This window comes from Cupriavidus sp. BIC8F (assembly GCF_032465815.1).
GTDB lineage: Bacteria > Pseudomonadota > Gammaproteobacteria > Burkholderiales > Burkholderiaceae > Cupriavidus > Cupriavidus necator.
Map to the genome: position 1 here is coordinate 3,952,841 of NZ_CP136094.1, position 24,084 is coordinate 3,976,924.

Sequence of the window (24,084 nt, forward strand, 5' to 3'; positions counted from 1 at the left end):
GCGTAGTGTAGCGGATTGCGGCGGCAGGTCACGCGGGCGACGGTACAATGGATCAGGCCGGGGTGGCGGGTGCGCGACCCGTGTGCGACCTGCGCCCCCTGATGCCCGCGAACGATTTTGCAGACGCTCAAGCAGACCAACTAGCGACCATGAACCAGCTCGAACAACTCAGGCAGTTCACCACGGTGGTGGCCGATACCGGCGACTTCCAGCTGATGAAGCAGTACACCCCGCAGGACGCGACCACCAATCCGTCGCTGATCCTGAAGGCGGTGCAGAAACCCGAATACCGCCACCTGCTGGAGCAGGCCGTGCGCGACCACCACGGCAACGGCGGCGTCGATGCGGTGATGGACGCCGTGCTGATCGCCTTCGGCTGCGAGATCCTGGCGATCGTGCCGGGCCGCGTGTCAACCGAAGTCGATGCGCGCCTGTCCTTCGACACCGAGGCCAGCGTGGCCAAGGCGCGCCACCTGATCCAGCTGTACGAGCAGCGCGGCATCGCGCGCGAGCGCGTGCTGATCAAGATCGCCTCCACCTGGGAAGGCATCCGCGCGGCCGAGATCCTGCAGCGCGACGGCATCCGCTGCAACATGACGCTGCTGTTCTCGCTGGTGCAGGCGGTGGCGTGCGCCGAGGCCGGCGCGCAGCTGATCTCGCCCTTCGTCGGCCGCATTTTCGACTGGTACAAGAAGCAGGCCGGCGAGCAATGGGACGCGGCCGCCAACGGCGGCGACAACGACCCCGGCGTGCGCTCGGTGCGCCAGATCTACGACTACTACAAGAAGTTCGGCTACCCGACCGAGGTGATGGGCGCCAGCTTCCGCAGCACCGCGCAGATCCTGTCGCTGGCCGGCTGCGACCTGCTGACCATCAGCCCCGAGCTGCTCGAGCAGCTGGCCGCCGGCCAGGGTCCGGTGACGCACAAGCTGTCGGTGGACCAGGCCCAGGCCGCCAATATCGCCCGCATCGCGGCCGACGAGGCATCCTTCCGCTGGCAGTTGAATGAGGATGCGATGGCGACGGAAAAGCTTGCCGAAGGCATCCGCCTGTTTGCGGCGGATGCGGTCAAGCTGGAGAAGCTGATCGGCGGGATTGCAAAATAAGCGCCAGTTCAGCGCAAGACAGGCCCGGACGGCAACGCCCGGGCCTGAGGCTCAGCCGGCCGATGGCGCCAGCTGCGGCCACAGCAGCGGCAGGCAGGCGCCAGCCGCGGCGGACAGCACGATATCCGCGGTCTGGTCCAGCGCCGACGGCTGCGGATTGACCACGATCACCGGCGCGCCATGCTCGCGCGCCAGGCCCGGCAACCCTGCTGCCGGATAGACCAGCCCCGAGGTGCCGACCACCAGGCACAGGTCGCAGTGCTGCGCCGCATGCTCGGCGCGGTAGCGCGCCACGCGCGGCAGGTCCTCACCGAACCACACCACGCCCGGACGCATCAGCGCGCCGCACAGGTTGCAGCGCGGCGGCATGCCCGGCAGTGCGGTCGCCTCGTTGCAGCGTCCGCACCCGTCCAGCCATTTGTTGGCGAACAGGTTCCCATGCAGTTCGATCACGCCCGCGCTGCCGGCGCGCTGGTGCAGGCCGTCAACGTTCTGCGTGACCAGCGTGAAAGGTTTCTGCGCAGCCAGCGCGACCAGCGCATGGTGCGCCGGGTTGGGATGCACGGCTGCGACCAGCTCGCGCCGGTGCAGGTACCACTCCCAGACCAGCGCCGGCTGGCGGCGGTAGGCGTCCTCGCTGGCCAGCTCTTCCGGGTCGAACTGTTCCCACAGCCCGGTCATCGCGTCGCGGAAGGTCGGCACGCCGGATTCGGCGGAAATGCCTGCGCCGGTCAGCACGAAGATATTGCCGGCGGCCGCGATCAGCCGGCGTGCTTCCTCAAGCCCCGGCATTTCAAGGAGACCGGAATCAGCGGCCATGGACTTATCGCGGCAGGCGCCGCTGGCGCACGGCTTCGTACAGGCACACGCCGCTGGCCACTGAGACGTTCAGGCTTTCCACGCCACCCGCCATCGGGATGCCGACCAGCTCGTCGCAGGTTTCGCGCGTCAGGCGACGCATGCCCTCGCCTTCGGCGCCCATCACGATCGCGGTCGGGCCCTTGAAGTCGATGTCATACAGCGACTTTTCGGTGCCGTCGGCGGTGCCGATGACCCAGATGCCGCGTTCCTGCAGTTCACGCAGGGTGCGGGCCAGGTTGGTGACGGTGATATAGGGCACGGTCTCGGCGGCGCCGCTGGCGACCTTGGCCACGGTGGCATTGAGGCCGACGCTGCGGTCCTTGGGGGCGATCACAGCATGCGCGCCGGCGCCATCGGCCACGCGCAGGCAGGCGCCCAGGTTGTGGGGGTCGGTGACGCCGTCCAGCACCAGCAGCAGCGGCGTGCCTTCGATGCCGTCGAGCAGTTCATCCAGGTTCAGCGCCAGTGCCACGTCTTCGGCACGTGCGACCACGCCCTGGTGGCGGTCGGTGCCGGCCATGCCGCGCAGGCGCTCGGCATCGACCGGGTGCAGGCGCACGCCCAGGCTTTCGGCCAGGCGCACGAAGTCCTGCATGCGCCGGTCGCGGCGGGCGGATTCGATATAGACATCGGTCACGCCCTTGGCATCTTGGCGCAGGCGTGCGGTGACGGCGTGAAAGCCGATCAGGAGTTTGTTTTTAGCCATGGCGCGATTGTACTCGCCCTCTCGCCCCCGGCTGCCGGCCGGCGGGGCGAGAGGCGGCGGCATGGCGGCCGCCGCGGGCTTCAGCGCTTGCGCGGGGTGCGCGGGCTCTTGGCCGGCGTCTTGCCTGCCGGCTTGGCCTGGTGCGACTTGGAGGCCGGCTTGCGCGGCTTCTCCAGGTGCGAGGGCTTGGGCTTGGCCGCGTGCTTGGCCGGCTTGCCGCCGGTCTTCACATGCGGCCTGAGCGGCGTGATCACCGCCTCGAACACCGGCTGCTCCTCGATCACGCGGTCCAGCGTCTCGTCGAATGACTCTTCCGGCTTGGACGAGCCGCCCAGCAGCGCCGCCAGCTGGCGGCCCTTCTTGCGTGCCGGCACCGCATGGGCGGCAGGCACGCGCGGCTGGGTCTCGGTGCCCCCCGCGCGGGCGCGCAGGGTTTTCGCCGACGGCTCCTGCACCAGGCGGAAGTCGATCTTGCGCGCATCCAGGTCCACGCGCGACACCTGCACGCGCACGCGGTCGGTCAGGCGGTAGCGGATGCCGGTGCGCTCGCCGCGCAGTTCATTGCGGGCCTCGTCGTACTGGAAGTAATCGCTGCCCAGCTCGGTCACGTGGACCAGGCCTTCCACATACAGCTCGTCGAGCTGCACGAAGATGCCGAACGAGGTCACGGCGCTGATGGTGCCGGCGTAGTCGCTGCCCAGCTTGTCGCGCATGAAGTAGCACTTGAGCCAGGCCTCGACATCGCGCGAAGCCTCGTCCGCGCGGCGCTCATTGGCCGAGCAGTGCAGGCCGAGCTCGTCCCAGATGGCCTCGTTGCGCTTGGCGCGCGCCGCGGTCAGTTCCGCCTTCTGCTCGGCGTCCTTGGCTTGCAGCCGGCGCGCCTTGGGCGAGATCGCGGTATTCAGCTCGGTCCCGTGCGCAAACGCCGGCTGATACTTGGTATGCGCCAGCACCGCCTTGATCGCGCGGTGCACCAGCAGGTCGGGGTAGCGGCGGATCGGGCTGGTGAAGTGCGCGTAGGCCTCGTACGCCAGACCGAAGTGGCCGATATTGTCCGGGCTGTAGACCGCCTGCTGCATCGAGCGCAGCAGCATGGTCTGCAGCATCGGCGCGTCGGGACGAGACTTGATCTTGTCCATCACCTCGGCGTAGTCCGATGCCTGCGGCTTGTCGCCGCCGCCCAGCGACAGGCCGGTGGTGCGCAGGAAGTCGCGCAGGTTCTTCAGCTTCTCTTCGCTGGGGCCCGCGTGGATGCGGTACAGCGCCGGGTGCTTGAAGCGTTCGAGGAAGTCGGCCGCGCATACGTTGGCGGTCAGCATGCACTCCTCGATCAGCCGGTGCGCGTCGTTGCGCGTGCGCGGCAGGATCTGCTCGATCTTGCCCTGCGCGTTGCAGACGATATAGGTCTCGGTGGTGTCGAAGTCGATCGCGCCGCGCGCGCGCCGTGCCTTGAGCAGGACCTGGAACAGCTCATACAGGTTCTGCAGGTGCGGCACCAGCTCGCTGCGCTTGTGCGCCTCGGGGCCCTTGGTGTTGGACAGCACCGACCAGACCTCGTTGTAGGTCAGGCGCGCGGCCGAATGCATCACGGCCGGGTAGAACTGATAGCCCTTGAGCTCGCCCTTGGCGGTAATCACGGCATCGCACACCATGCACAGCCGGTCCACGTGCGGATTGAGCGAGCACAGCCCGTTGGACAGCTTCTCCGGCAGCATCGGGATCACGCGGCGCGGGAAGTAGACCGAGGTGGCCCGGTCCAGCGCATCCGCGTCCAGCGGCGTGCCGGGGCGCACATAGTGCGACACATCGGCGATCGCCACGATCAGGCGCCAGCCCTTGGCGCGGCCGATCTTGACCGGCTCGCAATAGACCGCATCGTCGAAGTCGCGTGCGTCTTCGCCGTCGATGGTCACCAGCGGGATGTCGCGCAGGTCGATGCGGTGGTCCAGGTCGGCCTGGCGCACCTCGTCGGGCAGCGCGGCGGCTTCCTGGGCGGCGGCCGGCGCGAATGCATGCGGCACGCCGTACTTGCGCACGGCGATCTCGATCTCCATGCCGGGATCGTCGATGTCGCCCAGCACCTCCACCACGCGGCCCACCGGCTGCACGTAGCGGTCGGGGAATTCGATCAGCTCGACGCTGACCACCTGCCCCACCCGTGCCTTGCCCTGCGCCTTGGGCGGGATCAGGATGTCCTGGCTGATGCGCTTGTCTTCAGGCGCCACCACCAGCACGCCGCCTTCGCTGAGCAGACGGCCGATGACAAAACGGTTGGCGCGCTCGATGATCTCGACGATCTGCCCTTCAGGGCGCCCGCGCCGGTCGTAGCCCACCACGCGCACCTGCGCGCGGTCATTGTGCATGGCCTTCTGCAGCTCGCGCTCGGGCAGGAAGATGTCGTCTTCGCCGTCGTCGCGGATCAGGAAGCCAAAGCCGTCGCGGTGGCCCTGCACCCGGCCGGTAACGAAGTTCGGCTGATGGGCCAGCTCATAGCGGCCCTTGCGGTTCAGCTCGATCTGGCCGTCGCGCTCCATGGCCGCCAGGCGCTTCTGGAAACCGTCATGCTCTTTGCGCGTGACGGAGAGGGCCTTGGCAATATCGCCGGCCGACTGGGGGGATCCCGACGTTCTCAACACGCCCAGGATTTCTTCCCGGCTGGGGATCGGATAGTTGTTCTGATTCAATTTTTTCTGGAAACTATTTGACAAAATTCTCGCGCTCTCTATAATGAGCGCTTCGGTTGTTTCGACACCTGCCCAGGTGGCGGAATTGGTAGACGCACTAGGTTCAGGTCCTAGCGGTGGCAACACTGTGGAGGTTCGAGTCCTCTCCTGGGCACCAGATCACCGGAAAACCCGCAGCGCTTTCAAGCCCTGCGGGTTTTTTGTTTTTGACGCCTGTTTCGCGCATCAGATCCGGCAACTTGCACTCCTTGCTTGGCGGCCATGCCGCGATGTCATACCTGCGAGCGTACGGGTTTTTTCCCGTCCGTGAAACCGCGCACCGTACCCCGCGCGGCAGCCGAACCACAACGGTACGGCAATGTCGAGGAGTGTAACAGCTTCAGTGGCGATTCCGGCATTCCACCGCCCATTGGCTGCCACATCGGCGTATCACCTCCTTCCCTCCCGGTACTCGGGCCACTTTGTACCCTGCCCGTGCTTGACATGCCCGACAATATGTAACTATCATGGTTTCACATTGCACCTGACATCCTGAGCACAAGCGTTGAGCACAAGCAGCCGGTTCGCCGTGGCAGTCCACATCCTGACCTTGCTCGCCAGTTCGGCCGAGCCGGTGCCGTCGTCGCTGATCGCCGGCAGCGTGGGCACCAACCCGGCCCTGATCCGGCGGCTGGTCGGCCAACTGGCTGAAGCCGGGCTGGTGGCGACCACCATGGGCAGCACCGGCGGCGCCACGCTGGCACGCCCGGCCGCGTCAATCACGCTGCTCGACGTGTTCCGCGTGGTGGAAACCACCGCGCTGATCACGCTGCACCAGAGCGCGCCCAATCCGGCCTGCCCGGTCGGGCGCGAGATCACCGGTGCGCTGCGCAAGGTCGCGGACCGTGCGCAGGCGGCCATGGACGATACCCTTGCGGGCATCACCATCGCCAGCATGCTCGCCGATGTCGAAGGCAGCAACCAGCGCCGCAAGCGCTGAATTTTTTTTGCCCCGATGTGTAACCACGATGGTTTCATATCAACCTGACCGAAAGAAGGAGTGACCATGAAGATCGCAATCATCGGCGCCACCGGCCGCGTTGGCACGCGCCTCACCGACGAAGCCCTGCGCCGCGGCCAGCAGGTGACCGCCATTGCGCGCCACGCCAGCAAACTGCCCGCACGCGACGGCGTGACCACCACGGACGTGGACGCAACCGACAGCGCCGCACTGGCCGCGGCGCTGGCAGGTAACGACGTGGTCATCAGCAGCGCGCGCTTTGCGCAACTGAACGCGCAGCAGGTGACCTCGGCCGTGCGCCAGGCCGGCGTGCCGCGCCTGCTGGTGGTGGGTGGTGCCGGCAGCCTCTATGTCGCGCCCGGGGTGCAGTTGGTCGACACCCCGACCTTCCCCGTTGCCTACAAGCCCGAAGCCCTCGCAGGCCGCGACTTCCTCAACGCGCTGCGTGGCGAACAACAGATCGACTGGACCTTCCTGTCGCCGTCGGCACTGTTCGAGCCGGGCGAGCGCACCGGCAAGTTCCGTGTTGGCGAGGAAACCCTGCTGAGCGACGCAGCAGGCAAGAGCTGGATCTCGATGGAAGACTATGCCATCGCGATGCTCGATGAGATCGAAAAGCCGGCGCATTCGCGCCAGCGTTTCACGGTCGGCTATTAAGCCGGCCGCCGGGGCCCGCCGGTAGCGGCAGGCCCCGGCGCAAGCGCATCAGGCCTGCGCGCCGTCGTCCTGGCTGGCACGCTTGCCGCGCTTGAGCCAGGCGGCCAGGTTGTGCGGGCGCAGCGTGTCGTACTCTTCGAACGGCTGGTGGATCCAGGGGTTCGACGGCAGGAAGGTCACGTGGTAGTCCGGCTCGACCTTCGAGCACGCTTTGTACCACAGCACGGCCGAACGCACCTCGGTCACGGCCGGATAGCGCTCCTTCAGGTGGCGGCCCACGCGCTCCAGCGTGATGCCCGAATCCACCAGGTCGTCGACCAGCAGCACCCTGCCCGTCAGCTCGCCGCGGGTCATGGTGATGTACTGCGCGATGTCCAGGTTGCCCTGCTGCGTGCCCGCGGCCTCGCGGTAGCTGCTAGTGGCCAGGATGGCCAGCGGCACGTCGAAGATGCGCGACATCTGGTCGCCCACGCGCAGCCCGCCGCGCGCCAGGCACAGGATCTTGTCGAACTTCCAGCCCGACTCATGCACGTTCAGCGACAGGCGTGCGATCAGACGATGGTATTCGTCCCAGGAGACCCACAGGTTCTCGTCATCGTTCGTTGGCAGGTTCATCGTTTTACTCTTTGCATCGTCGGGTCGATTGACCGATATGGCTCGGCCCGCTTGCGCGGGCCGATTTATTTCTGGCGGGCCGCAGCGCTCGTGGCGCCGCTGCCTTGTGGTGTGCTGCTGCCGGGTCAGGCCTTGTACGGATGACGCAGCAGGATGGTCTCGTCGCGGTCCGGGCCGGTCGAGATCATGTCGATCGGAATGCCGACCACTTCTTCCACGCGCTTCAGGTAGACGCGGGCCTGCTCGGGCAGCGCGTCCCACGTCTTCACGCCGAAGGTCGACTCGTTCCAGCCGGGGAATTCCTCGTAGACCGGCACGCAACGCGCCACGGCATCAGAGCCGCGCGGCAGGATGTCGACGGTCTTGCCGTCGAGCTCGTAGCCCACGCACAGCTTGATGGTTTCCAGGCCATCGAGCACGTCCAGCTTGGTCATGCACAGGCCGGACACGCCGTTGATCTGCACCGAGCGCTTGAGCGCGGCGGCGTCCAGCCAGCCGGTGCGGCGCGGACGGCCGGTGACCGAACCGAATTCCTTGCCGACGTTGGCCAGGCGCACGCCGACCGGGTCCTGGCGCGACGGGTTGTCGTTGTCGTACAGCTCGCTCGGGAACGGGCCCGCGCCCACGCGCGTGCAGTAGGCCTTGGTGATACCCAGGATGTAGTTCAGGCGGCCCGGGCCGACGCCCGCACCCGCTGCGGCCGCACCGGCCACGCAGTTGCTCGAGGTCACGAACGGATAGGTGCCGTGGTCCACGTCCAGCAGCGTGCCTTGCGCGCCTTCGAACATCAGGTTGCCGCCGGCGGCATTGACCGCGTACAGCTCGGCCGACACGTCGGCGACCATCGGCGCCAGGCGCGGCGCATAGGCCAGCGCTTCGTCCAGGGTCTGCTGGAAGTCCACGGCTTCGGCACCCAGGTACTGGGTCAGCATGAAGTTGTGGTAGTCCAGGTTCTCGCGCAGGCGTTCGGCGAACTGCTGCGGATCGAACAGGTCCTGCACGCGCAGCGCGCGGCGGGCCACCTTGTCTTCATAGGCCGGGCCGATGCCGCGGCCGGTGGTGCCAATCTTGGCGGCGCCACGGCGGGCTTCGCGCGCCTTGTCGATGGCAACGTGGTACGGCAGGATCAGCGTGGCGGCCTCGGAAATGCGCAGGCGGTTCTGCACCTGCAGGCCGGCGCCTTCGAGTTCTTCGATTTCACGGAACAAAGCTTCGGGCGACAGCACCACACCGTTGCCGATGTAGCAGACCGTGCCGTCACGCATGATCCCGGACGGGATCAGACGGAGAATGGTCTTCTTGCCACCGATGATCAGCGTGTGGCCAGCGTTGTGGCCACCCTGGAACCGCACCACGCCCTTTGCCTGGTCGGTAAGCCAATCGACGATTTTTCCTTTGCCTTCGTCACCCCATTGGGTGCCGATCACGACGACATTGCGTCCCTGGCCTACTGCGGATGCGGACATATTGCTTTGGTCAATAGGTTAAAAACGTATTCTACTCTTGTTGCCGGGCGATTCTCGATTTTTGGGCTCGCCCGGCGCCCAAGCGTCAGCGCGGCACCACGGCCCAGCCGGCGTCCTGGCGCACCAGTTGCCGGTCGCAGTTGAATTCATCGAGCTCGTGGGTATGGCCAGGCAGCGACTGGATCACGATCTCGCCGGCCGCACGCAGCGCGGAAATGGCGGCGCGGAGTGCCGGATCCGCATCCCAGGGCGCAAAAATCGCCTGGGCGCGCACTTCCACGGGCGACAGCGCCGCCACTTCACGCAGGTCCAGCGAGAAACCCGTGGCCGGGCGCGCACGGCCGAAGGCTTCGCCCACCTTGTCGTAACGGCCGCCACGCGCCACATAATTGGGCAGGCCGGCAACATAGGCCGCGAACATCACGCCACTGTGATAGTGGTAACCGCGCAAATCCGACAGGTCGATATTCACGCTCGCACCGCGCACCTGCACCGCCAGTGCCGCCAGCTCATCCAGCGCGCGGCCGATGGCCGGGCTGGCCGGCAGCGTCGCGCGGGCGCGCTCGATCACGTCCACGCCGCCGTACAGCGTCGGCAGCGCCAGCAGCGCATCGCGCTCGGTCTGCGGCATGCCTGCGGTCAGCTCGCGCAGGGCCGGCACATCCTTGGTTTCCAGCGCGGCAAAGAGCGCGTCCTCGATCTTGCGGATCGACGGCAGGCCCGCCAGCAGCGCTTCCAGGATGCCGGCATGGCACAGGTCGATGCGGACATCCGACAGCCCCGCCGCCTGCAGCGCGGCCAGCATCAGGTCCTGGATTTCGACGTCGGCCTCCAGGCCGGCATGGCCATAGATCTCGGCGCCGATCTGGATCGGCTCGCGCGTGGCGTGGAAACCTGCCGGGCGCGCATGCAGCACGTTGCCCGCGTAGCACAGGCGAGTCACGCCCGGGCGGTTCAGCAGGTGCGCGTCGATGCGCGCGACCTGCGGCGTGATATCGGCACGCAGGCCCATGGTGCGGCCCGACAGCTGGTCCACCAGCTTGAGCGTGCGCAGGTCCAGGTCATGGCCGGTGCCGGTCAGCAGCGACTCCAGGTATTCCAGCATCGGCGGCATCACCATCTCATAGCCGTAGGTGCGGAACAGGTCCAGCATGCGGCGGCGCAGTTCTTCGATCTTGCGCGCTTCCGACGGCAGCACGTCGGCAATGTTTTCTGGCAGCAGCCAATGGTTGGACATAGTGAATCTCTTCTCAGTCAATCTCGTCTCTGTCATTCGGTTTGCCTCGAGGCAATGCCCCCAAGGCGCCCGTGCCTGACCAGGAACTTCATTGCAGGCGCCGCGCGCCCGCGCCATCACTCAGCGAGGATGGCTCCAGCCGGACAAAACCCCGGCAAGCCGGGGTTTCGTCAATTCGCCACACGGACAAGCGACGGTGCTAGCGCTTGCCCCCGGATCCGCCCGAGGCGACCGCGGCGGCACCGCCGCTGGAACGCATGTAGCGGAAGAACTCGGAGTTGGGCTCAAGCACCAGCACGTCGCGCTTGTCGCGGAAGGTGTTGCGGTAAGCCTCCATGCTGCGCCAGAACTGCGCGAACTGCGGATCGCGGCCAAACGCGTCGGCATAGATCTGCGAGGCCTTGGCATCCCCCTGGCCCTTGATCACCTGGGCGTCGCGATAGGCCTCGGCCAGCACCACTTCACGCTGGCGGTCGGCATCGGCGCGGATCTTCTCGCCCTCGGCGGCGCCGGTGGAGCGCAGCTCGTTGGCCACGCGCTTGCGCTCGGCCTCCATGCGGCGGTACACCGATTCGCTGATCGCGGGCAGCAGGTCAACGCGCTTGAGGCGCACGTCCAGGATCTCCACGCCCACCGACTTGGCGTATTCGCTCATGCCGTTGCGGATGGCCTGCATCACCTGCTCGCGCTCGCCGGCAACCACGTCGGCCACGGTGCGCTTGCCGAACTCCTCGCGCGCCACCGAGTCGATGCGTTGGGTCATGCGGTCCTGCGCGCCGCGCACGTTGCCGCCGAAGGCGACAAAGAACTTGCGCGGATCGGTGATGCGCCATTTGACGAACCAGTCCACCACCATGCTCTTCTTCTCGGCGGTCAGGAAACGCTCGCTGGCGGCCCCGTCGATGGTCTGCAGGCGGCGGTCCATGAACACCACGTTCTGGAACGGCGGCGGCAGCTTAAAGTGCAGGCCGGGCTCGCGCACCACCTGCTTGATCTCGCCGAAGGCAAACACCACGGCGTACTGGCGCTGGTCGACCACGAACAGCATGGACGAGACCACGGCCAGCAGGATGAAAAAGCCAATCGCGAAGGAAATCAGTCGGTTCATGACGGTCTCCTCAGCGCGAGTCGCGATCGCGGTTGCGCAGCGATTCGCGCGAACGGATGTCCGTCGATGCATCCGGCGCGGGTGCCGGCGTGCTCGCGGCACCCGGCTGGCCCGGTTGCGGCGCGGCGCGGCCATCGGCCTGCGCCATCAGCTTGTCCAGCGGCAGGTAGAGGAGATTGTTGCCCTGGCGCGCGTCCACCAGCACCTTGGTCGAATTGCTGTAGATCTGCTGCATGGTTTCCAGATAGATGCGGTCGCGCGTCACCTGCGGCGCCTTGGCGTATTCGGTCTGCACCGAACGGAAGCGCGAGGCATCGCCCTCGGCCTGCGCCACCACGCGGGAGCGGTAGGCTTCGGACTCTTCCTTCAGGCGCGCCGCGGTACCCTTGGCGCGCGGGAGGATGTCATTGGCGTAGGCCTGGCCTTCGCTGATCGCGCGCTCGCGATCCTGGCTGGCCTTGTTGACGTCGTCGAACGCGGCCTGCACCTGCTCGGGTGGCTGCACGCTCTGCACGTTCACGGACAGCACGCGGATGCCGGTCTTGTACGCGGTCAGGATGGCCTGGATCGACTTGGCCAGTTGCTGCGCGATCTGTTCGCGGCTCTCGTACAGCACCGCGTCCATCTTGTTGCGGCCGACGATCTCGCGCACCGAGGTCTCGGCGGCCTGCGTCACCAGCTCTTCATCGCCACCGCGGTCGGTCTTGTTGAAGAACAGGAATTCGCTGGCGTCCTGGATCACGTACTGCACGGTAAAGCGCACGTCGATGATGTTCTCGTCCTGCGTCAGCATCGACGAGTCTTTCAGGTTGCTGTCCTTGATCGAGGTGGAGCGACCCACCTCGACCGAACGCACGGCCGACAGGTTGACGACCTCGGCCGACTGGACCGGCCAGGGCATGCGCCAGTTGATGCCGGGGCCGGTGGCGTACTTGAACTTGCCGAACTGCAGGATCACCGCGGTCTGGCCTTCCTGCACCATGAAGAAGCCGCTGGCCAGCCAGATGCCGACCACCGCTGCCACGATCACGCCAGCGCCCACGCCCGAGCCCTTGCCCGGCGTGCGCGGGCCGCCAAAGCCCTGGTTGCCGCCGCCGTTGTCCTTGCGGCCGAGCAGGCCGTTCAGGCGGCGATTGAAGTCGCGCCACAGCTCGTCCAGGTCGGGCGGGCCGCCGTCCTGCTGCGGACGCTGGTTCTGCTGGCGGTTGTCGTCGCGACCGTCCTTCTTGTTGTCGTCGTCGTCCTGACCGTCGCGACCCCAGCGCGGATCGTTCAGCGAGAAGATGGCGCGCAGGCGCTGCCAGCCCGCGCGCAGCGCGAAGCGGCCACCTGGTGTCAGGCTCGAATCAGCATTCCGGGGAAACTGGGGCATGAAGTGCACGGGTCCGGGGAAGTTTGTAACAGGGGGATTCTAGCAGTCATCCGAGCCACTTTTGGCCAATTCGCGCAATCCCGGCGGCAATCGCACCGGAATTGTGCATAAGCTCCGGAGGATTGGCGGCGAACTGGCGGCGAACTGACCGCGAATGAACGGGTTAAAGCCTGCCCGGATCCCCCGCGTCGGGGTCGTCGCTGCCGTCAGCCACGCCGCCATCATCGGCACCGTCATCATTGCCGGCATCGTCGTAATGCGGCACGCCGGCCAGGCGCGGATCATAGGGTTGCGGCTCGGGCGGGCGGCTGGCCAGCCATTGCGCCACCTCGACCACGGCCTCGCGCAGCGCATCCAGGCCCATCCCCTCGCGCGCGCTCAGGAACACGCGGGTGGGGATACCGTCCTCGTCGCGCTCCAGGCGCGGGCCCTGCTCCAATAGCTCGGGCGCGGCATCGATCTTGTTCATCACCACGATCTGCGGGATGTCCAGCGCGTTGATTTCCGCCAGCACGCGATTGACCTGCTCGATCTGCTCGTGGCGCACCGGGCTCGATGCATCCACCACATGCAGCAGCAGGTCGGCATGCACGGTCTCGTCGAGCGTGGCGCGGAACGCCGCCACCAGTTGCGTGGGCAGGTCGCGGATAAAGCCGACCGTGTCGGACAGCACCACATTGCCCAGGCCATCCAGGAACAGCCGGCGCGAGGTGGTGTCGAGCGTGGCGAACAGCTGGTCGGCCGCATAGGCGCCAGCCTTGGTCAGCGCATTGAACAGCGTCGACTTGCCCGCGTTGGTATAGCCCACCAGCGAAATGCTGAGCGTGTCATTGCGCGCGCGGGCGCGCCGCTGCGTGCTGTGCTGGCGCTGCAGCCGCGACAGATCCGACTTGAGCCGCTTGGCGCGCTCGTCCAGCATGCGCCGGTCCAACTCGAGCTGGCGCTCGCCAGGGCCCCCGCGCATGCCGATGCCGCCCTTCTGCCGCTCCAGATGGCTCCACGCCCGGACCAGCCGCGACGCGCGGTACTGGACCTGCGCCAGCTCCACCTGCACCTTGCCGACGTGGCTCTGCGCGCGCTGACCGAAGATGTCCAGGATCAGGCCGGTGCGGTCGATCACGTGGCGGTTCAGGAAGCGTTCCAGGTTGCGCTGCTGCGCCGGGCTCAGGGCGTGGTTGAACACGACCACGTCGGCATCCAGCGCGTCGGCGGCCTCCTTCAGTTCCTCGGCCTTGCCCGAGCCGATGAACAGCGCCGGATCCGGCCGCGAGCGGCGGCCCGTCAGCGTATGCACCGGCAGCGAGCCGGCGGTAGAGGTCAGCAGCGCCAGTTCGCTGAGGCTTTCCTGGAAATCATGCTTGCCGAAGTCGACGCCGACAAGGATGGCGCGCGAAGGGGCGGTATTGGAAGTGGCTCTGGGGTCCAAGGGAGGGCGCGAAAGCGCAGGGAAAAACGGGTTCAGGGGGAAGGCGGGCGAATGTCGGACACTGTCCTGGCCCCTGCCGGGACAGGCCGCCGCATAATGCGGAACGTGGCGGCAGCGGCGGCTGCGTAGGCAACCGCCGGGCCGCGCGGCACCGGGCGCGATGGCGCTCCGGCGCCGGGCATCAGTGCGGCGCCGCAGGGCGCCCGCACGATGCCCGCAAGGAGATCAGGCCTCGGCGGCGTCATCCACGCGGAAATTGACCGCGCGCGCAGGAACGACAGTGGAAATCGCATGCTTGTAGACCATCTGCGTCACGGTGTTGCGCAGCAGGACGACATACTGGTCGAACGATTCGATATTGCCTTGCAGCTTGATGCCATTGACGAGGTAGATGGAAACCGGCACGTGCTCTTTGCGCAGCGCGTTCAGGAACGGGTCTTGTAGCAGTTGCCCTTTGTTGCTCATGGCACACTCCAAATTTATAGGTTTAGTGATGAATGATGGGGATGGAAATCCCCGGTTCAAGTCAGTCGGCGCAAAAACGCGCCAGAAAAAAGATCAAAAACGGTACCAAGTCGGCGTCAATGCACAGGGAACCCCCTGCTACCGCAAATTTAGCCGCAGTTCCAAACGAACGCAAACGAAAACTTGCCCCGCCAGGGATCCGATTCCGGACTCAATCCTTCGAGTCCGCGTACGGATTTTTGTTCGTACGAAATTCGATGCGAAGAGGGGTGCCCTTGAGCTTGAATGCCGTACGGAAACGATTTTCCAGGTAGCGCCGGTAGGTTTCCGCAACGCCCGACAGCGCATTGCCGTGGATCACGATAATGGGCGGATTCGAGCCGCCCTGGTGCGCGTAGCGCAGCTTGGGCCGCGATGCGCCGACCCGCTTGGGCTGCTGGAATTCCACCGCTTCCTGCAGTACACGCGTGAGCTGCGGCGTCGGCAGCTTGACCATCGCCGCGGCGAACGCATCATCGACCGAACGCATCAGCGCGCCAATGCCGGTACGCTCGCGCGCCGAGACAAAATGGAAATTCGCGAAGCTCAGGAATTGCAGCTTGCGTTCCAGGTCGTGCTTGATGCGGTCGCGGGTATGGCCGTCGAGCCCATCCCATTTATTGACGCCCACCACCAGCGCGCGGCCCGACTCCACGATAAAGCCGGCGATATGCGCGTCCTGCTCGGAAATATCCTGTTGCGCATCGAGCAGCAGGATCACCACGTTGGCATCGGCGATCGACTGCAGCGTCTTGACCACCGAGAACTTCTCGATCGCCTCGAACACCTTGCCGCGCCGGCGCAAGCCCGCCGTGTCGATCAGCGTGTAGGGCTTGCCGCCGCGCTCGAACTCCACGTAGATGGCATCCCGGGTGGTGCCTGGCATGTCGAATGCGATCACGCGCTCTTCACCGATCAGCGTGTTGACCAGCGTGGATTTCCCCACATTGGGGCGCCCGACGATGGCAATCTTGACGCCCTTGCCTTCGTCCGAAATCTCCTCGGCCAGCTCGGGGCGCTCCTGGACCGCGAGCTCGATGGCCTCGTCGACCAGTTCGCTCACGCCATCGCCGTGGGCAGCGGAGATCGCGTACGGATCACCCATGCCCAGCTCATAGAAATCGGCCGCCACCGAGGTGTACTTCATGCCCTCGGCCTTGTTGACCGCCAGCATGATGCGCCGGCCGGTCTTGCGCAGGTAGTCGGCAATGGCGCGGTCCTGCGGCGCCAGGCCCAGGCGGCCGTCGACGATGAAGATCACCACGTCGGCCTCGACCACGGCCTGCTTGGTCTGCTTGGCCATCTCGGCGACGATGCCTTCCTTGACCACCGGCTCGAAGCCGCCGGTATCGATGGCGATGAACGGACGTTCGCCGATGCGCCCTTCCCCGTAATGGCGGTCGCGCGTCAGGCCCGGCAGGTCGGCGACAAGGGCGTCGCGCGATCGGGTCATGCGGTTGAATAGCGTCGACTTGCCTACATTGGGGCGGCCGACTAATGCGATAACTGGTTTCATGCAATAAACGGAAACGGGGGCCGGCACGCCGCCCCCCGGTAACTCCGGAGTCAATGGATCCGACGGCACGCCGCGCCACCTGGGCGCGGTCTGCCGCTTGTCCTGTCGGGCGCGGCGCCGGGTCAACGGACCCGCTGCAATTGCCGCGCTAAGGATCATGCTACCGGATTCGGCGCTGGACGTACCGACAGGTGTACGGCCGCGCGCATTGGATACCTGTCAGCCAGGCTGGAAACCGTAGACGTCGCCGTCGCGGGTCTGGATTACCATGGTCTGCCCCGCCATCACGGGCGCGGCGGTGATGGCACTGCCATCGGTCTTCATGCGTGCGATGACCTGGCCGTCTTCGCGCGACAGGAAGTGTACATAACCTTCAAAGTCGCCCATTACCACCGAGCGGCCCAAGGCCAGCGGCGCGCCCAGGCGGCGGTTGCGCAGGTCGTTGTTCTTCCAGCGCTCGTTGCCGTTCTGGCGGTCGAACGCATGCACGACCGACTGCTCGTCGCTGGCGTAAATCGCATTGTCATCTTGCGCCGGGCCGCTCGGTGACGAAAAATCCTTGCCCCACTGCGGCTGGCCGCTGGCCAGCTCCAGGCAGGCCACCCGGCCCTGGAAGGTGGTGGCGCATACCTGGCGCCCGCTCACCATCGGCAGGCCGGTGACGTCGTTCAGGCGCTCGATCTCCGACACGCCCTTCGGGTACGAGACCGCGCTCTCCCAGCGCAACACGCCGTTGCCCGGCGTCAGCACGCCCAGCTTGCCACCGGGGAAACCCATCACGATGCCGTCGCCGGCAAACACCATCCCCATCGACGCACGCAGGTTCAGCGGCGTCTGCGAACGCTGGTAGATCCAGCGGCGCTCGCCGGTCTCGGCATCCAGGCCAAATACGCGCGTATCGGTGGTGCGCACCACCACCAGCCCATTGCCGACCAGCGGCGCTGACAGCACCTCGCCGTTGACCTGCTTCTTCCAGATCTGCTTGCCGCTGGCGTCAAAGGCATAGATGGCGCCCTTCTCGCCGGCGACCGCCGTCACCGAGCCATCGCTGCCCGGGCCCGAGGTCAGGTCCAGGTCGGCCTTGGCCTTCCACAGCACGCGCCCGCTGGCGCCTTCCAGCGCCATCACGTTGCCGTTGTTGGACGACACGTAGACGTTGTTGCCCGCCGCGGCCGGCTGCATCGAATAGGGGCCGCTCTTGCCCACGTCGGCCTTCCAGGCCTGGCGCACCGACAGCGTGCCCGAGACCGGCTTGAGCTCGGCGGGCGGGTGCTTGTTTTCCTTGCTGAACAGCGAGCAGCCGCCCAGTGTGGCCAGGCAGGCAACCGCCACCAGCGCACGGGTCATGGCGCGGGCGGGCTGGCGATGTACGGCACGGGAAAGCACTGACGTCATAGGGTTACGGTCCTGTTTATACGATCCGCTGGATATGCGGTGTTTGCACGCGTTCGGGAGCGGCCGGATCAGGCCGTGCCCAGCGCATCGAGCTTGAACTGGATAATCTGGCGCATCGCCGGCTCGTCCTGGCCCAGCTTGTCCAGCGCCTTGCGATAGGCCGTGCGCGCATCGTCACGCTTGTCCTGCGCGGCCAGCAGGTCGCCGCGGCGGTCGGCATACAGCGCCACGAACGCTGCCGGCGGTTCATCCTTGAGCAGCGCCAGGCCCTTGTCGTAGGCCTTCTCGTCGAGCAGCACGCCGGCCAGGCGCACGCGCGCCAGGTGCGAGTAGGCTTCGTCGCCGTGGTCGATGGCCCACTGCAGCTGGCTCTTGGCCGCGGCCAGGTCGCCCGCATCGTACAGCACGCGGCTTGCTACCAGCGCGCTCATCTGGCCATAGGCGGTGCGGCCGTACTTGTCTTCCAGGTCGGTCGCGGCGCGCTTGATGCGCTCGATGTCGCGCGCCTCGGCGGCCTTGAGCACCTGCTCGTACAGCACCGCGGCCTCGCCGGCCTGCCTGCGTTCCCAGTACTTCCAGCCGTTCCAGCCGGCAAACGCCAGCAGCGCGACGATCAGCACCCAGGTCAGCGCATTGCCGTACTGGCGCCACCAGGCCTTCAGATTCTCAAGCTGTTCCTGTTCTTCTAGATCGTAAGCCATGTCGAGGCAATCACCTGCGTTGGGTTGGATACTCGTGTACTGGGGTGTTCCGGCTGGCCAGCGTGCGATTTATTCGCTGGCGCCGACCATGGCGTCGATCAGGTAATCGACCAGGCCTTCGGCCGGCACGGTGGCCTGTTGCCCACCGCCTTCGGCCTGCTCGCGCTGGCGAAGTTCCTTGACCTGGACCACACCGGCGGCCACTTCGTCCTCGCCAATGATAACGGCATAGGCCGCGCCGCTTGTGTCAGCGCGCTTCATCTGCGACTTGAAGCTGCCGCCCTTGCCGTCGGGGCTGGCATGCAGCACCACGTCCAGGCCCGCGTCGCGCAGCCGTTCCGCGGCGATCATCGCCTGCTGCGCGGCGGCTTCGCCCTGGTGCACCAGGTAGACGTCGCAGCCCGCCGCGTCGGGCACCACGCCCTCTTCGCGGATCAGCTCGATGATGCGCTCGATGCCCATGGCCCAGCCGCACGCGGGCGCGGACTTCCCACCCATCTGCGCGATCAGCGGGTCATAGCGCCCGCCGCCGGCGATGGTGCCTTGGGCGCCCAGCTTGTCGGTGATCCACTCGAACACCGTCAGGTTGTAGTAGTCCAGGCCACGCACCAGGCGCGGGTTGATCTTGAACGGGATGTTGTTGGCCTTGAGCAGGCGCTGCACGCCCTCGAAGTGCGCCAGCGACTCTTCGCCCAGGAAGTCGATCAGCTTGGGCGCGTTGGCCGCCATCTCCTGCAGCGCCGGGTTCTTGGTGTCGAGCACGCGCAGCGGGTTGGTGTACAGGCGGCGCTTGCTGTCGTCGTCCAGGATGTCCTGGAAGCCTTCCAGGTACTTGATCAGCTGTTCGCGGTGCGCGGCGCGTTCATGGGCCTGCCCCAGCGAATTGAGCTCCAGGCGCACGCCTACCAGGCCCAGGTCGTCCCACAGGCGCTGGCACATCAGGATGATTTCCGCATCCACGTCCGGGCCGGCAAAGCCCAGCGCCTCGGCGCCGAGCTGGTGGAACTGGCGGTAGCGGCCGCGCTGCGGGCGCTCGTGGCGGAACATCGGGCCGGTGTACCACAGGCGCTTGGGGCCGTCGTACAGCAGGTTGTGCTCGATGGTGGCGCGCACGGCAGCGGCGGTGCCTTCCGGGCGCAGCGTGAGCTGCTCGCCGTTGAGCGAATCGGTGAAGGAGTACATCTCCTTCTCGACGATGTCGGTGACCTCGCCGATGCCGCGCACGAACAGCTGCGTGTGCTCGACGATCGGCGTGCGGATCTGCTGATAGCCGTAGGCGCGCAGCATGGCGCGTGCGGCATTCTCGAAATGCTCCCACAGCGGCGCGTCCGCCGGCAGCATGTCGTTCATGCCCTTCACGCCCTGCAGGGCCTTGGCGGGGCGCACCTTCGGTTCGGTCTTGGCACCGCCTTCGGCGGCCACGTTCTCGGATTGCGTCATTCTGTTCTAGTCAGGCTGCTGGCACCCGGCCGGTCCGGCTCAGGCTGCCACTTCTTTGTCGGTCCGCGCAGCGCCCGGGCCGTAATGCGTGCGAACGTATTCATCTACGATCGCCTGGAACTCTTCCGCTATGCGCTCGCCGCGCAGCGTCTTCACCTTGACGCCGTCGACGAACACCGGCGCCGCCGGCGATTCACCCGAGCCCGGCAGCGAGATGCCGATATTGGCGTGCTTGCTCTCGCCCGGGCCGTTGACGATGCAGCCCATCACGGCCACATCCATTTCCTCGACGCCCGGGTAGGCGGTCTTCCAGTGCGGCATCTGCTCGCGCAGGTAGGTCTGGATGCTGGCCGCCAGCTCCTGGAACACCGTGCTGGTGGTACGCCCGCAGCCCGGGCACGCAATCACCATCGGGGTGAAGTTGCGCAGGCCCATGGTCTGCAGGATTTCCTGCCCCACGTACACCTCTTTCTCGCGCGGCGCGCCGGGTTCAGGCGTCAGCGAGATGCGGATGGTGTCGCCGATGCCTTCCTGCAGCAGCACCGACAGCGCCGCGGTCGAGGCCACGATGCCCTTGCTGCCCATGCCGGCCTCGGTCAGCCCGAGGTGCAGCGCGTAGTCGCAGCGGCGTGCCAGCTCGCGGTAGACCGCGACCAGTTCCTGCACCTGCGACACCTTGCACGACAGGATGATCTGGTCGCCCGGCAGACCGATTTCCTCGGCCTTCTTCGCCGAATCGATGGCCGAGGTGATCAGCGCCTCGATCATCACGCTCTGCGCCGGCCACGGCTCGGCGCGCCCGGCGTTTTCGTCCATGATCCGTGCCAGCAGGTCCTGGTCCAGGCTGCCCCAGTTCACGCCGATGCGCACCGGCTTGTGGTAGCGGCACGCCATCTCGATCATCTGCGCGAACTGCGTGTCGCGCTTGGCGCCCTGGCCGACATTGCCGGGGTTGATCCGGTACTTGGACAGCGCCTCGGCACAGGCCGGATAGTCCTGCAGCAGCTTGTGGCCGTTGTAGTGGAAGTCGCCCACCAGCGGCACATCCACGCCCATGCGGTCGAGCTGCTCGCGGATCGACGGCACCGCGGCGGCCGCCTCGGGCGTGTTCACCGTGATGCGCACGATTTCCGAACCCGCGCGCGCCAGTTCCTTGACCTGGATGGCCGTGCCGATGGCATCGACCGTATCCGTGTTGGTCATCGACTGCACGCGCACCGGCGCACCGCCGCCAATGGTCACGACATTGTCGCCCCACGCGACGCGCGCCTGGCGCGTCTGGCGGCGCGGCAGCGGACCGGGCAGGACCGGGAGACAGAGCTGTTGGTTCATAGCGTTACCACCTTGCAAAGACGCATCTTGCCGCACCTCGCGCCCGCGTCAGGGCAGCGTCAGGCGCGCCACGTTGTTGCGGTTGGCTACCTTCAGGTCGACCGGCGTGCCATTGCGCGTCAGCGACTCGACGCCCTTGACGTTGCCGATCACCACCTTGTACGGGGCCGTGCCGCCACCGGCCATGGTCTGGCCAGCCTTGGCGGTACCGCCCATGACGATCTTGCCGCTATTGTCCCGGATCTCATACCAGGTATCGGCGGCAAAGCGGATCTGCAGTTCGCCCTCGCCTGCTGGCGCAGCCGGTGCCGTGGCAGCAGCAGGCGCGGAAGCGGCGGCGGCGGGCAACACCGCGGCCGCGGGGGCTGCCGCAGCACTGGCCGAAGCGGTTTCGGCAGACGGCGCCGGCGAATCGCTGGCGGCCATGACCGGCGGCAGCGCCGCCGTCACGGTGCCGGCTTCCGTGCTCTGGATCACGGCAGGCGCTTCAGCCGCTACGGTCTCGGCCGCGCTGCTGCGCGCTTCGATCCATGCGCGGATATGGTCAAGCCCGAACCAGCCGCCCGCGGCCACCAACACGGCCACCAGCGCCAGCCAGACCCAGCGGCCGCCGCTGCTGCCCGAGCGGAAGCGGTTGCGGTCGTCGAAGGCCGCATTGATGCCGCCCTCGCGCTGCCGGGCAATTTCCGCCACCTGCGCCACCGGGCGCGGCTGGAAGCATGCCAGCAGCGGGTCGATGTCGACATGCAGCATGCGGGCATAGGCACGCATCACGCCCTTTGCGAAGGTCACGTCGGGCAGTGCCTGCAGGTCGCCGGCCTCGATCGCACGCAGCTTGCCTGCAGCCACCTTCAGCCGCGCGCTGACGTCTTCCACCGACATCCGCTGCGCCTCGCGCTCGCGCGCCAGCGCTGCGCCGATCTCGCGCGCGGCAGCTTCGCGTTCTCCTTCGTGCGCGCCCCCGCCGACTTGTTGCGTCGGTACGGCCTGGCCTGCGGCGCGGTCGTGCTCACTCATCCCATGCTCCTTGTTCGTAGGCGGTCAACTCACGCGAGTCGGGGAAGCGGCTGCGCAGTTGCGCCCCGAGCGCATCCTGCGTGCGGCTGTCGCCCTGACGGTGGGCAATGCGCGCTCCCAGCCAGAGGGATTGCGCATTGACAAATTGGCTGCTGTTGACGCGCTGGACATACTGCCGGGCCTGCGCGAAGTCGCCGCGCCGGTAGAAGACCAGCGCGAGGTTGGTGTTGGCCACCGGGTTGTTGCGGTCATGGCCGAGCGCGGCCTTCAGGTTCTTTTCCGCTTCGGCGCTGTGGCCCTGGCGCAGCTCGCACGCACCCAGGCTGATCAGCGGCTTGGCGGGGCCGCCTGCGGACGGCGCCGACATCGCGCGCTGCAGCATCGGCACGGCCTCGCCGTAGCGCCCTTCCTGGCACAGGAACCAGCCGTAGTTGTTGAGCAGGTCGCCGTCGTTGGCACGCATCGACACCGCCGTGCGGAAGCTGTCGTCGGCCAGCGTCCGCTCATTCATGTTCATGTAGATCAGCGCGCGCACATGGTAGGCGTCGGCGAGCGCCGGATCGATGGCAATGGCCTGCTTGATCTCGTCAAGGGCGACCGCGTTCTGGCCGGCCTCCAGATAGTTGGTGGCCAGCTGCAGCCGGATGCCGGCGCGGCGCCTTGCATCGGTCTGGTCGGAAGCGGTCTGGGGATCCTGCGCCGGCGCATGCGGCAGCTGGCAGCCGGACAACATCAGCAGCCCCAGCAGGGCCGCAGCGATCAGACGGATCATGCAGGGCGAACCTCCCGAGGCTGGCCGGAAGCAGTGACCGGCACCAGTGGCGTGATCTTGCCGAACTTGCCGCGCTCGGCCAGGCGCGTGCGGTCCTTCACTTCCCCGGCCAGCTGGCCGCAGGCGGCGTCGATATCGTCGCCGCGGGTCTTGCGGATGGTGGTCACGATGCCTGCATCCATCAGCACCTGCGCAAAGCGCCGGATCTGATCGTTGTTGGAACGCTTCAGGCCCGATTCGGGGAACGGATTGAACGGGATCAGGTTGAACTTGCACGGCACGTCGGCCACAAGCTTCAGCAGTTCCCGCGCATGCTCGACGCCGTCGTTGACGCCATCCAGCATGCAGTATTCGAAAGTAATGAAATCGCGCGGCGCGAATTCCAGGTAGCGGCGGCATGCCGCCATCAGTTCGGCCAGCGGGTACTTCTTGTTCAGCGGCACCAGCACGTCGCGCAGGGCGTCGTTGGACGCGTGCAGCGACACGGCGAGAGCCACCGGGAGATCCTTCGACAGCCGGTCCATCATCGGCACCACGCCCGAGGTGGACAGCGTCACGCGGCGGCGCGACAGGCCGTAGGCGTTGTCGTCGAGCATCAGGCGCATGGCCGGCACGACGGCGTCGTAGTTCAGCAGCGGCTCGCCCATGCCCATCATCACCACGTTGGAGATGACGCGGTCGTCCTTGGGGCCGCGGCCCAGTTGTTCGCGCATGGCGAACTCCGCCATCCACAGCTGGCCGATGATTTCACCGGTGCTGAGGTTGCGCGAAAAGCCTTGCTTGCCGGTGGAACAGAACCGGCAGTTGACGGCGCATCCCGCCTGCGAGGAAACGCACAGCGTGCCACGCGTTTCCTCGGGGATGTAGACTGTTTCCACCGCGTTGCCCTGGCCCACGTCGAGCAGCCACTTGCGCGTGCCGTCGGCCGACAGGTTGTCGGTGATGGCGGCAGGCGCGCGGATCTCGGCCCGCGTCGCGAGCTTTTCGCGCAGCGACTTGGCGAGATCCGACATGGCGTCGAAACGGCTGGCACCGTAGTGGTGGATCCAGCGTTGCAGTTGCCGCGCACGGAACGGCTTCTCGCCGAGCTCGCCGCAATAAGCGGTGAGCGCGTCCGCGTCGAGGTCGAGCAGGTTGACGAGAGCGTTCATGACGGCAAACTCAGCTTC

At 66.8% G+C, this 24,084-nt stretch carries 21 protein-coding genes and 1 tRNA gene; 4 read left to right on the plus strand and 18 right to left on the minus strand.

Translation table 11 applies throughout. The features are described from left to right. Positions 1–149 precede the first annotated feature (149 nt). Positions 150–1,106: a transaldolase gene (gene tal, locus RS901_RS18410; protein WP_013957205.1), complete on the plus strand. Its 957-nt coding sequence runs from the start codon at positions 150–152 to the stop codon at positions 1,104–1,106. Between the two features lie 51 nt (positions 1,107–1,157). Here the strand turns inward: tal and RS901_RS18415 are convergent, their stop codons facing one another. The 3 genes from RS901_RS18415 to rnr form a co-directional block, all read right to left on the minus strand. Further along, positions 1,158–1,925, minus strand: a complete 768-nt coding sequence (locus RS901_RS18415; protein ID WP_316150340.1) for an NAD-dependent deacylase — start codon at positions 1,923–1,925, stop codon at positions 1,158–1,160. A gap of 4 nt (positions 1,926–1,929) precedes the next feature. Next, the gene (rlmB, locus tag RS901_RS18420; protein ID WP_010809441.1) at positions 1,930–2,673 is read right to left on the minus strand and encodes a 23S rRNA (guanosine(2251)-2'-O)-methyltransferase RlmB; all 744 of its coding nucleotides are present in this window, start codon (positions 2,671–2,673) and stop codon (positions 1,930–1,932) included. Between the two features lie 80 nt (positions 2,674–2,753). Continuing rightward, positions 2,754–5,357, minus strand: a complete 2,604-nt coding sequence (gene rnr / locus RS901_RS18425; protein WP_316150342.1) for a ribonuclease R — start codon at positions 5,355–5,357, stop codon at positions 2,754–2,756. Between the two features lie 70 nt (positions 5,358–5,427). Here rnr and RS901_RS18430 point away from each other — a divergent pair. From RS901_RS18430 to RS901_RS18440, 3 genes are all read left to right on the plus strand, one after another. Beyond that, positions 5,428–5,514, plus strand: a tRNA-Leu gene (locus RS901_RS18430). A 387-nt stretch (positions 5,515–5,901) separates the two neighbouring features. Further along, positions 5,902–6,336: an Rrf2 family transcriptional regulator gene (locus tag RS901_RS18435; RefSeq protein WP_013957208.1), complete on the plus strand. Its 435-nt coding sequence runs from the start codon at positions 5,902–5,904 to the stop codon at positions 6,334–6,336. A gap of 66 nt (positions 6,337–6,402) precedes the next feature. Next, complete coding sequence (locus tag RS901_RS18440) at positions 6,403–7,014, plus strand: NAD(P)-dependent oxidoreductase (protein WP_316150343.1); 612 nt, start codon at positions 6,403–6,405, stop codon at positions 7,012–7,014. A gap of 48 nt (positions 7,015–7,062) precedes the next feature. On the opposite strand, the gene RS901_RS18445 is transcribed toward RS901_RS18440, so the two are convergent. The 15 genes from RS901_RS18445 to rlmN all read right to left on the minus strand — a co-directional run bounded on the left by RS901_RS18445 (position 7,063) and on the right by rlmN (position 24,066). Then, entirely contained in the window at positions 7,063–7,629 is a 567-nt protein-coding gene (locus RS901_RS18445; protein WP_010809437.1) for a phosphoribosyltransferase, read from the minus strand. A 125-nt stretch (positions 7,630–7,754) separates the two neighbouring features. After that, a complete protein-coding gene (locus RS901_RS18450; protein ID WP_114132552.1) occupies positions 7,755–9,095 on the minus strand; it encodes an adenylosuccinate synthase in 1,341 nt (446 codons plus the stop codon). An 85-nt stretch (positions 9,096–9,180) separates the two neighbouring features. Further along, complete coding sequence (locus tag RS901_RS18455; protein ID WP_018309238.1) at positions 9,181–10,332, minus strand: ATP phosphoribosyltransferase regulatory subunit; 1,152 nt, start codon at positions 10,330–10,332, stop codon at positions 9,181–9,183. Between the two features lie 199 nt (positions 10,333–10,531). Continuing rightward, positions 10,532–11,440 carry a protease modulator HflC gene (gene hflC / locus RS901_RS18460; RefSeq protein ID WP_316150344.1) on the minus strand — a complete coding sequence of 303 codons (909 nt, stop codon included), beginning with the start codon at positions 11,438–11,440 and terminating at the stop codon, positions 10,532–10,534. 10 nt (positions 11,441–11,450) lie between these two features. Next, complete coding sequence (hflK, locus tag RS901_RS18465) at positions 11,451–12,812, minus strand: FtsH protease activity modulator HflK (protein ID WP_316150345.1); 1,362 nt, start codon at positions 12,810–12,812, stop codon at positions 11,451–11,453. Positions 12,813–12,975: 163 nt separating this feature from the next. Continuing rightward, positions 12,976–14,238, minus strand: a complete 1,263-nt coding sequence (gene hflX, locus RS901_RS18470) for a GTPase HflX (protein ID WP_316150346.1) — start codon at positions 14,236–14,238, stop codon at positions 12,976–12,978. 225 nt (positions 14,239–14,463) lie between these two features. Next, on the minus strand, positions 14,464–14,703 hold the full coding sequence (hfq, locus tag RS901_RS18475; RefSeq protein ID WP_010809431.1) for an RNA chaperone Hfq: 240 nt from the start codon (positions 14,701–14,703) through the stop codon (positions 14,464–14,466). A gap of 211 nt (positions 14,704–14,914) precedes the next feature. Further along, a complete protein-coding gene (gene der, locus RS901_RS18480) occupies positions 14,915–16,258 on the minus strand; it encodes a ribosome biogenesis GTPase Der (RefSeq protein ID WP_035816329.1) in 1,344 nt (447 codons plus the stop codon). Positions 16,259–16,477: 219 nt separating this feature from the next. After that, complete coding sequence (bamB, locus tag RS901_RS18485) at positions 16,478–17,653, minus strand: outer membrane protein assembly factor BamB (RefSeq protein ID WP_013957216.1); 1,176 nt, start codon at positions 17,651–17,653, stop codon at positions 16,478–16,480. A 68-nt stretch (positions 17,654–17,721) separates the two neighbouring features. Then, positions 17,722–18,354 carry a tetratricopeptide repeat protein gene (locus tag RS901_RS18490; protein WP_013957217.1) on the minus strand — a complete coding sequence of 211 codons (633 nt, stop codon included), beginning with the start codon at positions 18,352–18,354 and terminating at the stop codon, positions 17,722–17,724. A gap of 69 nt (positions 18,355–18,423) precedes the next feature. After that, complete coding sequence (gene hisS, locus RS901_RS18495; RefSeq protein ID WP_013957218.1) at positions 18,424–19,794, minus strand: histidine--tRNA ligase; 1,371 nt, start codon at positions 19,792–19,794, stop codon at positions 18,424–18,426. A 39-nt stretch (positions 19,795–19,833) separates the two neighbouring features. Further along, positions 19,834–21,126 carry a flavodoxin-dependent (E)-4-hydroxy-3-methylbut-2-enyl-diphosphate synthase gene (ispG, locus tag RS901_RS18500; protein ID WP_114132548.1) on the minus strand — a complete coding sequence of 431 codons (1,293 nt, stop codon included), beginning with the start codon at positions 21,124–21,126 and terminating at the stop codon, positions 19,834–19,836. Between the two features lie 48 nt (positions 21,127–21,174). Further along, positions 21,175–22,143: a RodZ domain-containing protein gene (locus tag RS901_RS18505; protein WP_316150349.1), complete on the minus strand. Its 969-nt coding sequence runs from the start codon at positions 22,141–22,143 to the stop codon at positions 21,175–21,177. Continuing rightward, positions 22,136–22,915 carry a type IV pilus biogenesis/stability protein PilW gene (gene pilW / locus RS901_RS18510; RefSeq protein ID WP_316150350.1) on the minus strand — a complete coding sequence of 260 codons (780 nt, stop codon included), beginning with the start codon at positions 22,913–22,915 and terminating at the stop codon, positions 22,136–22,138. Before pilW ends, RS901_RS18505 begins: the two co-directional genes overlap by 8 nt. Further along, positions 22,912–24,066: a 23S rRNA (adenine(2503)-C(2))-methyltransferase RlmN gene (gene rlmN, locus RS901_RS18515; protein WP_013957222.1), complete on the minus strand. Its 1,155-nt coding sequence runs from the start codon at positions 24,064–24,066 to the stop codon at positions 22,912–22,914. Before rlmN ends, pilW begins: the two co-directional genes overlap by 4 nt. Positions 24,067–24,084 lie beyond the last annotated feature (18 nt).

What these genes read in the sequence shown, in the direction of transcription:
- tal (WP_013957205.1), top strand. Translation starts at nt 150, where the DNA reads ATGAACCAGCTCGAACAACTCAGGCAGTTCACCACGGTGGTGGCCGAT.
- RS901_RS18415 (WP_316150340.1), bottom strand. Translation starts at nt 1,925, where the DNA reads ATGGCCGCTGATTCCGGTCTCCTTGAAATGCCGGGGCTTGAGGAAGCA.
- rlmB (WP_010809441.1), bottom strand. Translation starts at nt 2,673, where the DNA reads ATGGCTAAAAACAAACTCCTGATCGGCTTTCACGCCGTCACCGCACGC.
- RS901_RS18440 (WP_316150343.1), top strand. Translation starts at nt 6,403, where the DNA reads ATGAAGATCGCAATCATCGGCGCCACCGGCCGCGTTGGCACGCGCCTC.
- RS901_RS18445 (WP_010809437.1), bottom strand. Translation starts at nt 7,629, where the DNA reads ATGAACCTGCCAACGAACGATGACGAGAACCTGTGGGTCTCCTGGGAC.
- RS901_RS18450 (WP_114132552.1), bottom strand. Translation starts at nt 9,095, where the DNA reads ATGTCCGCATCCGCAGTAGGCCAGGGACGCAATGTCGTCGTGATCGGC.
- RS901_RS18455 (WP_018309238.1), bottom strand. Translation starts at nt 10,332, where the DNA reads ATGTCCAACCATTGGCTGCTGCCAGAAAACATTGCCGACGTGCTGCCG.
- hflC (WP_316150344.1), bottom strand. Translation starts at nt 11,440, where the DNA reads ATGAACCGACTGATTTCCTTCGCGATTGGCTTTTTCATCCTGCTGGCC.
- hflK (WP_316150345.1), bottom strand. Translation starts at nt 12,812, where the DNA reads ATGCCCCAGTTTCCCCGGAATGCTGATTCGAGCCTGACACCAGGTGGC.
- hfq (WP_010809431.1), bottom strand. Translation starts at nt 14,703, where the DNA reads ATGAGCAACAAAGGGCAACTGCTACAAGACCCGTTCCTGAACGCGCTG.
- der (WP_035816329.1), bottom strand. Translation starts at nt 16,258, where the DNA reads ATGAAACCAGTTATCGCATTAGTCGGCCGCCCCAATGTAGGCAAGTCG.
- bamB (WP_013957216.1), bottom strand. Translation starts at nt 17,653, where the DNA reads ATGACGTCAGTGCTTTCCCGTGCCGTACATCGCCAGCCCGCCCGCGCC.
- RS901_RS18490 (WP_013957217.1), bottom strand. Translation starts at nt 18,354, where the DNA reads ATGGCTTACGATCTAGAAGAACAGGAACAGCTTGAGAATCTGAAGGCC.
- hisS (WP_013957218.1), bottom strand. Translation starts at nt 19,794, where the DNA reads ATGACGCAATCCGAGAACGTGGCCGCCGAAGGCGGTGCCAAGACCGAA.
- ispG (WP_114132548.1), bottom strand. Translation starts at nt 21,126, where the DNA reads ATGAACCAACAGCTCTGTCTCCCGGTCCTGCCCGGTCCGCTGCCGCGC.
- RS901_RS18505 (WP_316150349.1), bottom strand. Translation starts at nt 22,143, where the DNA reads ATGAGTGAGCACGACCGCGCCGCAGGCCAGGCCGTACCGACGCAACAA.
- pilW (WP_316150350.1), bottom strand. Translation starts at nt 22,915, where the DNA reads ATGATCCGTCTGATCGCTGCGGCCCTGCTGGGGCTGCTGATGTTGTCC.
- rlmN (WP_013957222.1), bottom strand. Translation starts at nt 24,066, where the DNA reads ATGAACGCTCTCGTCAACCTGCTCGACCTCGACGCGGACGCGCTCACC.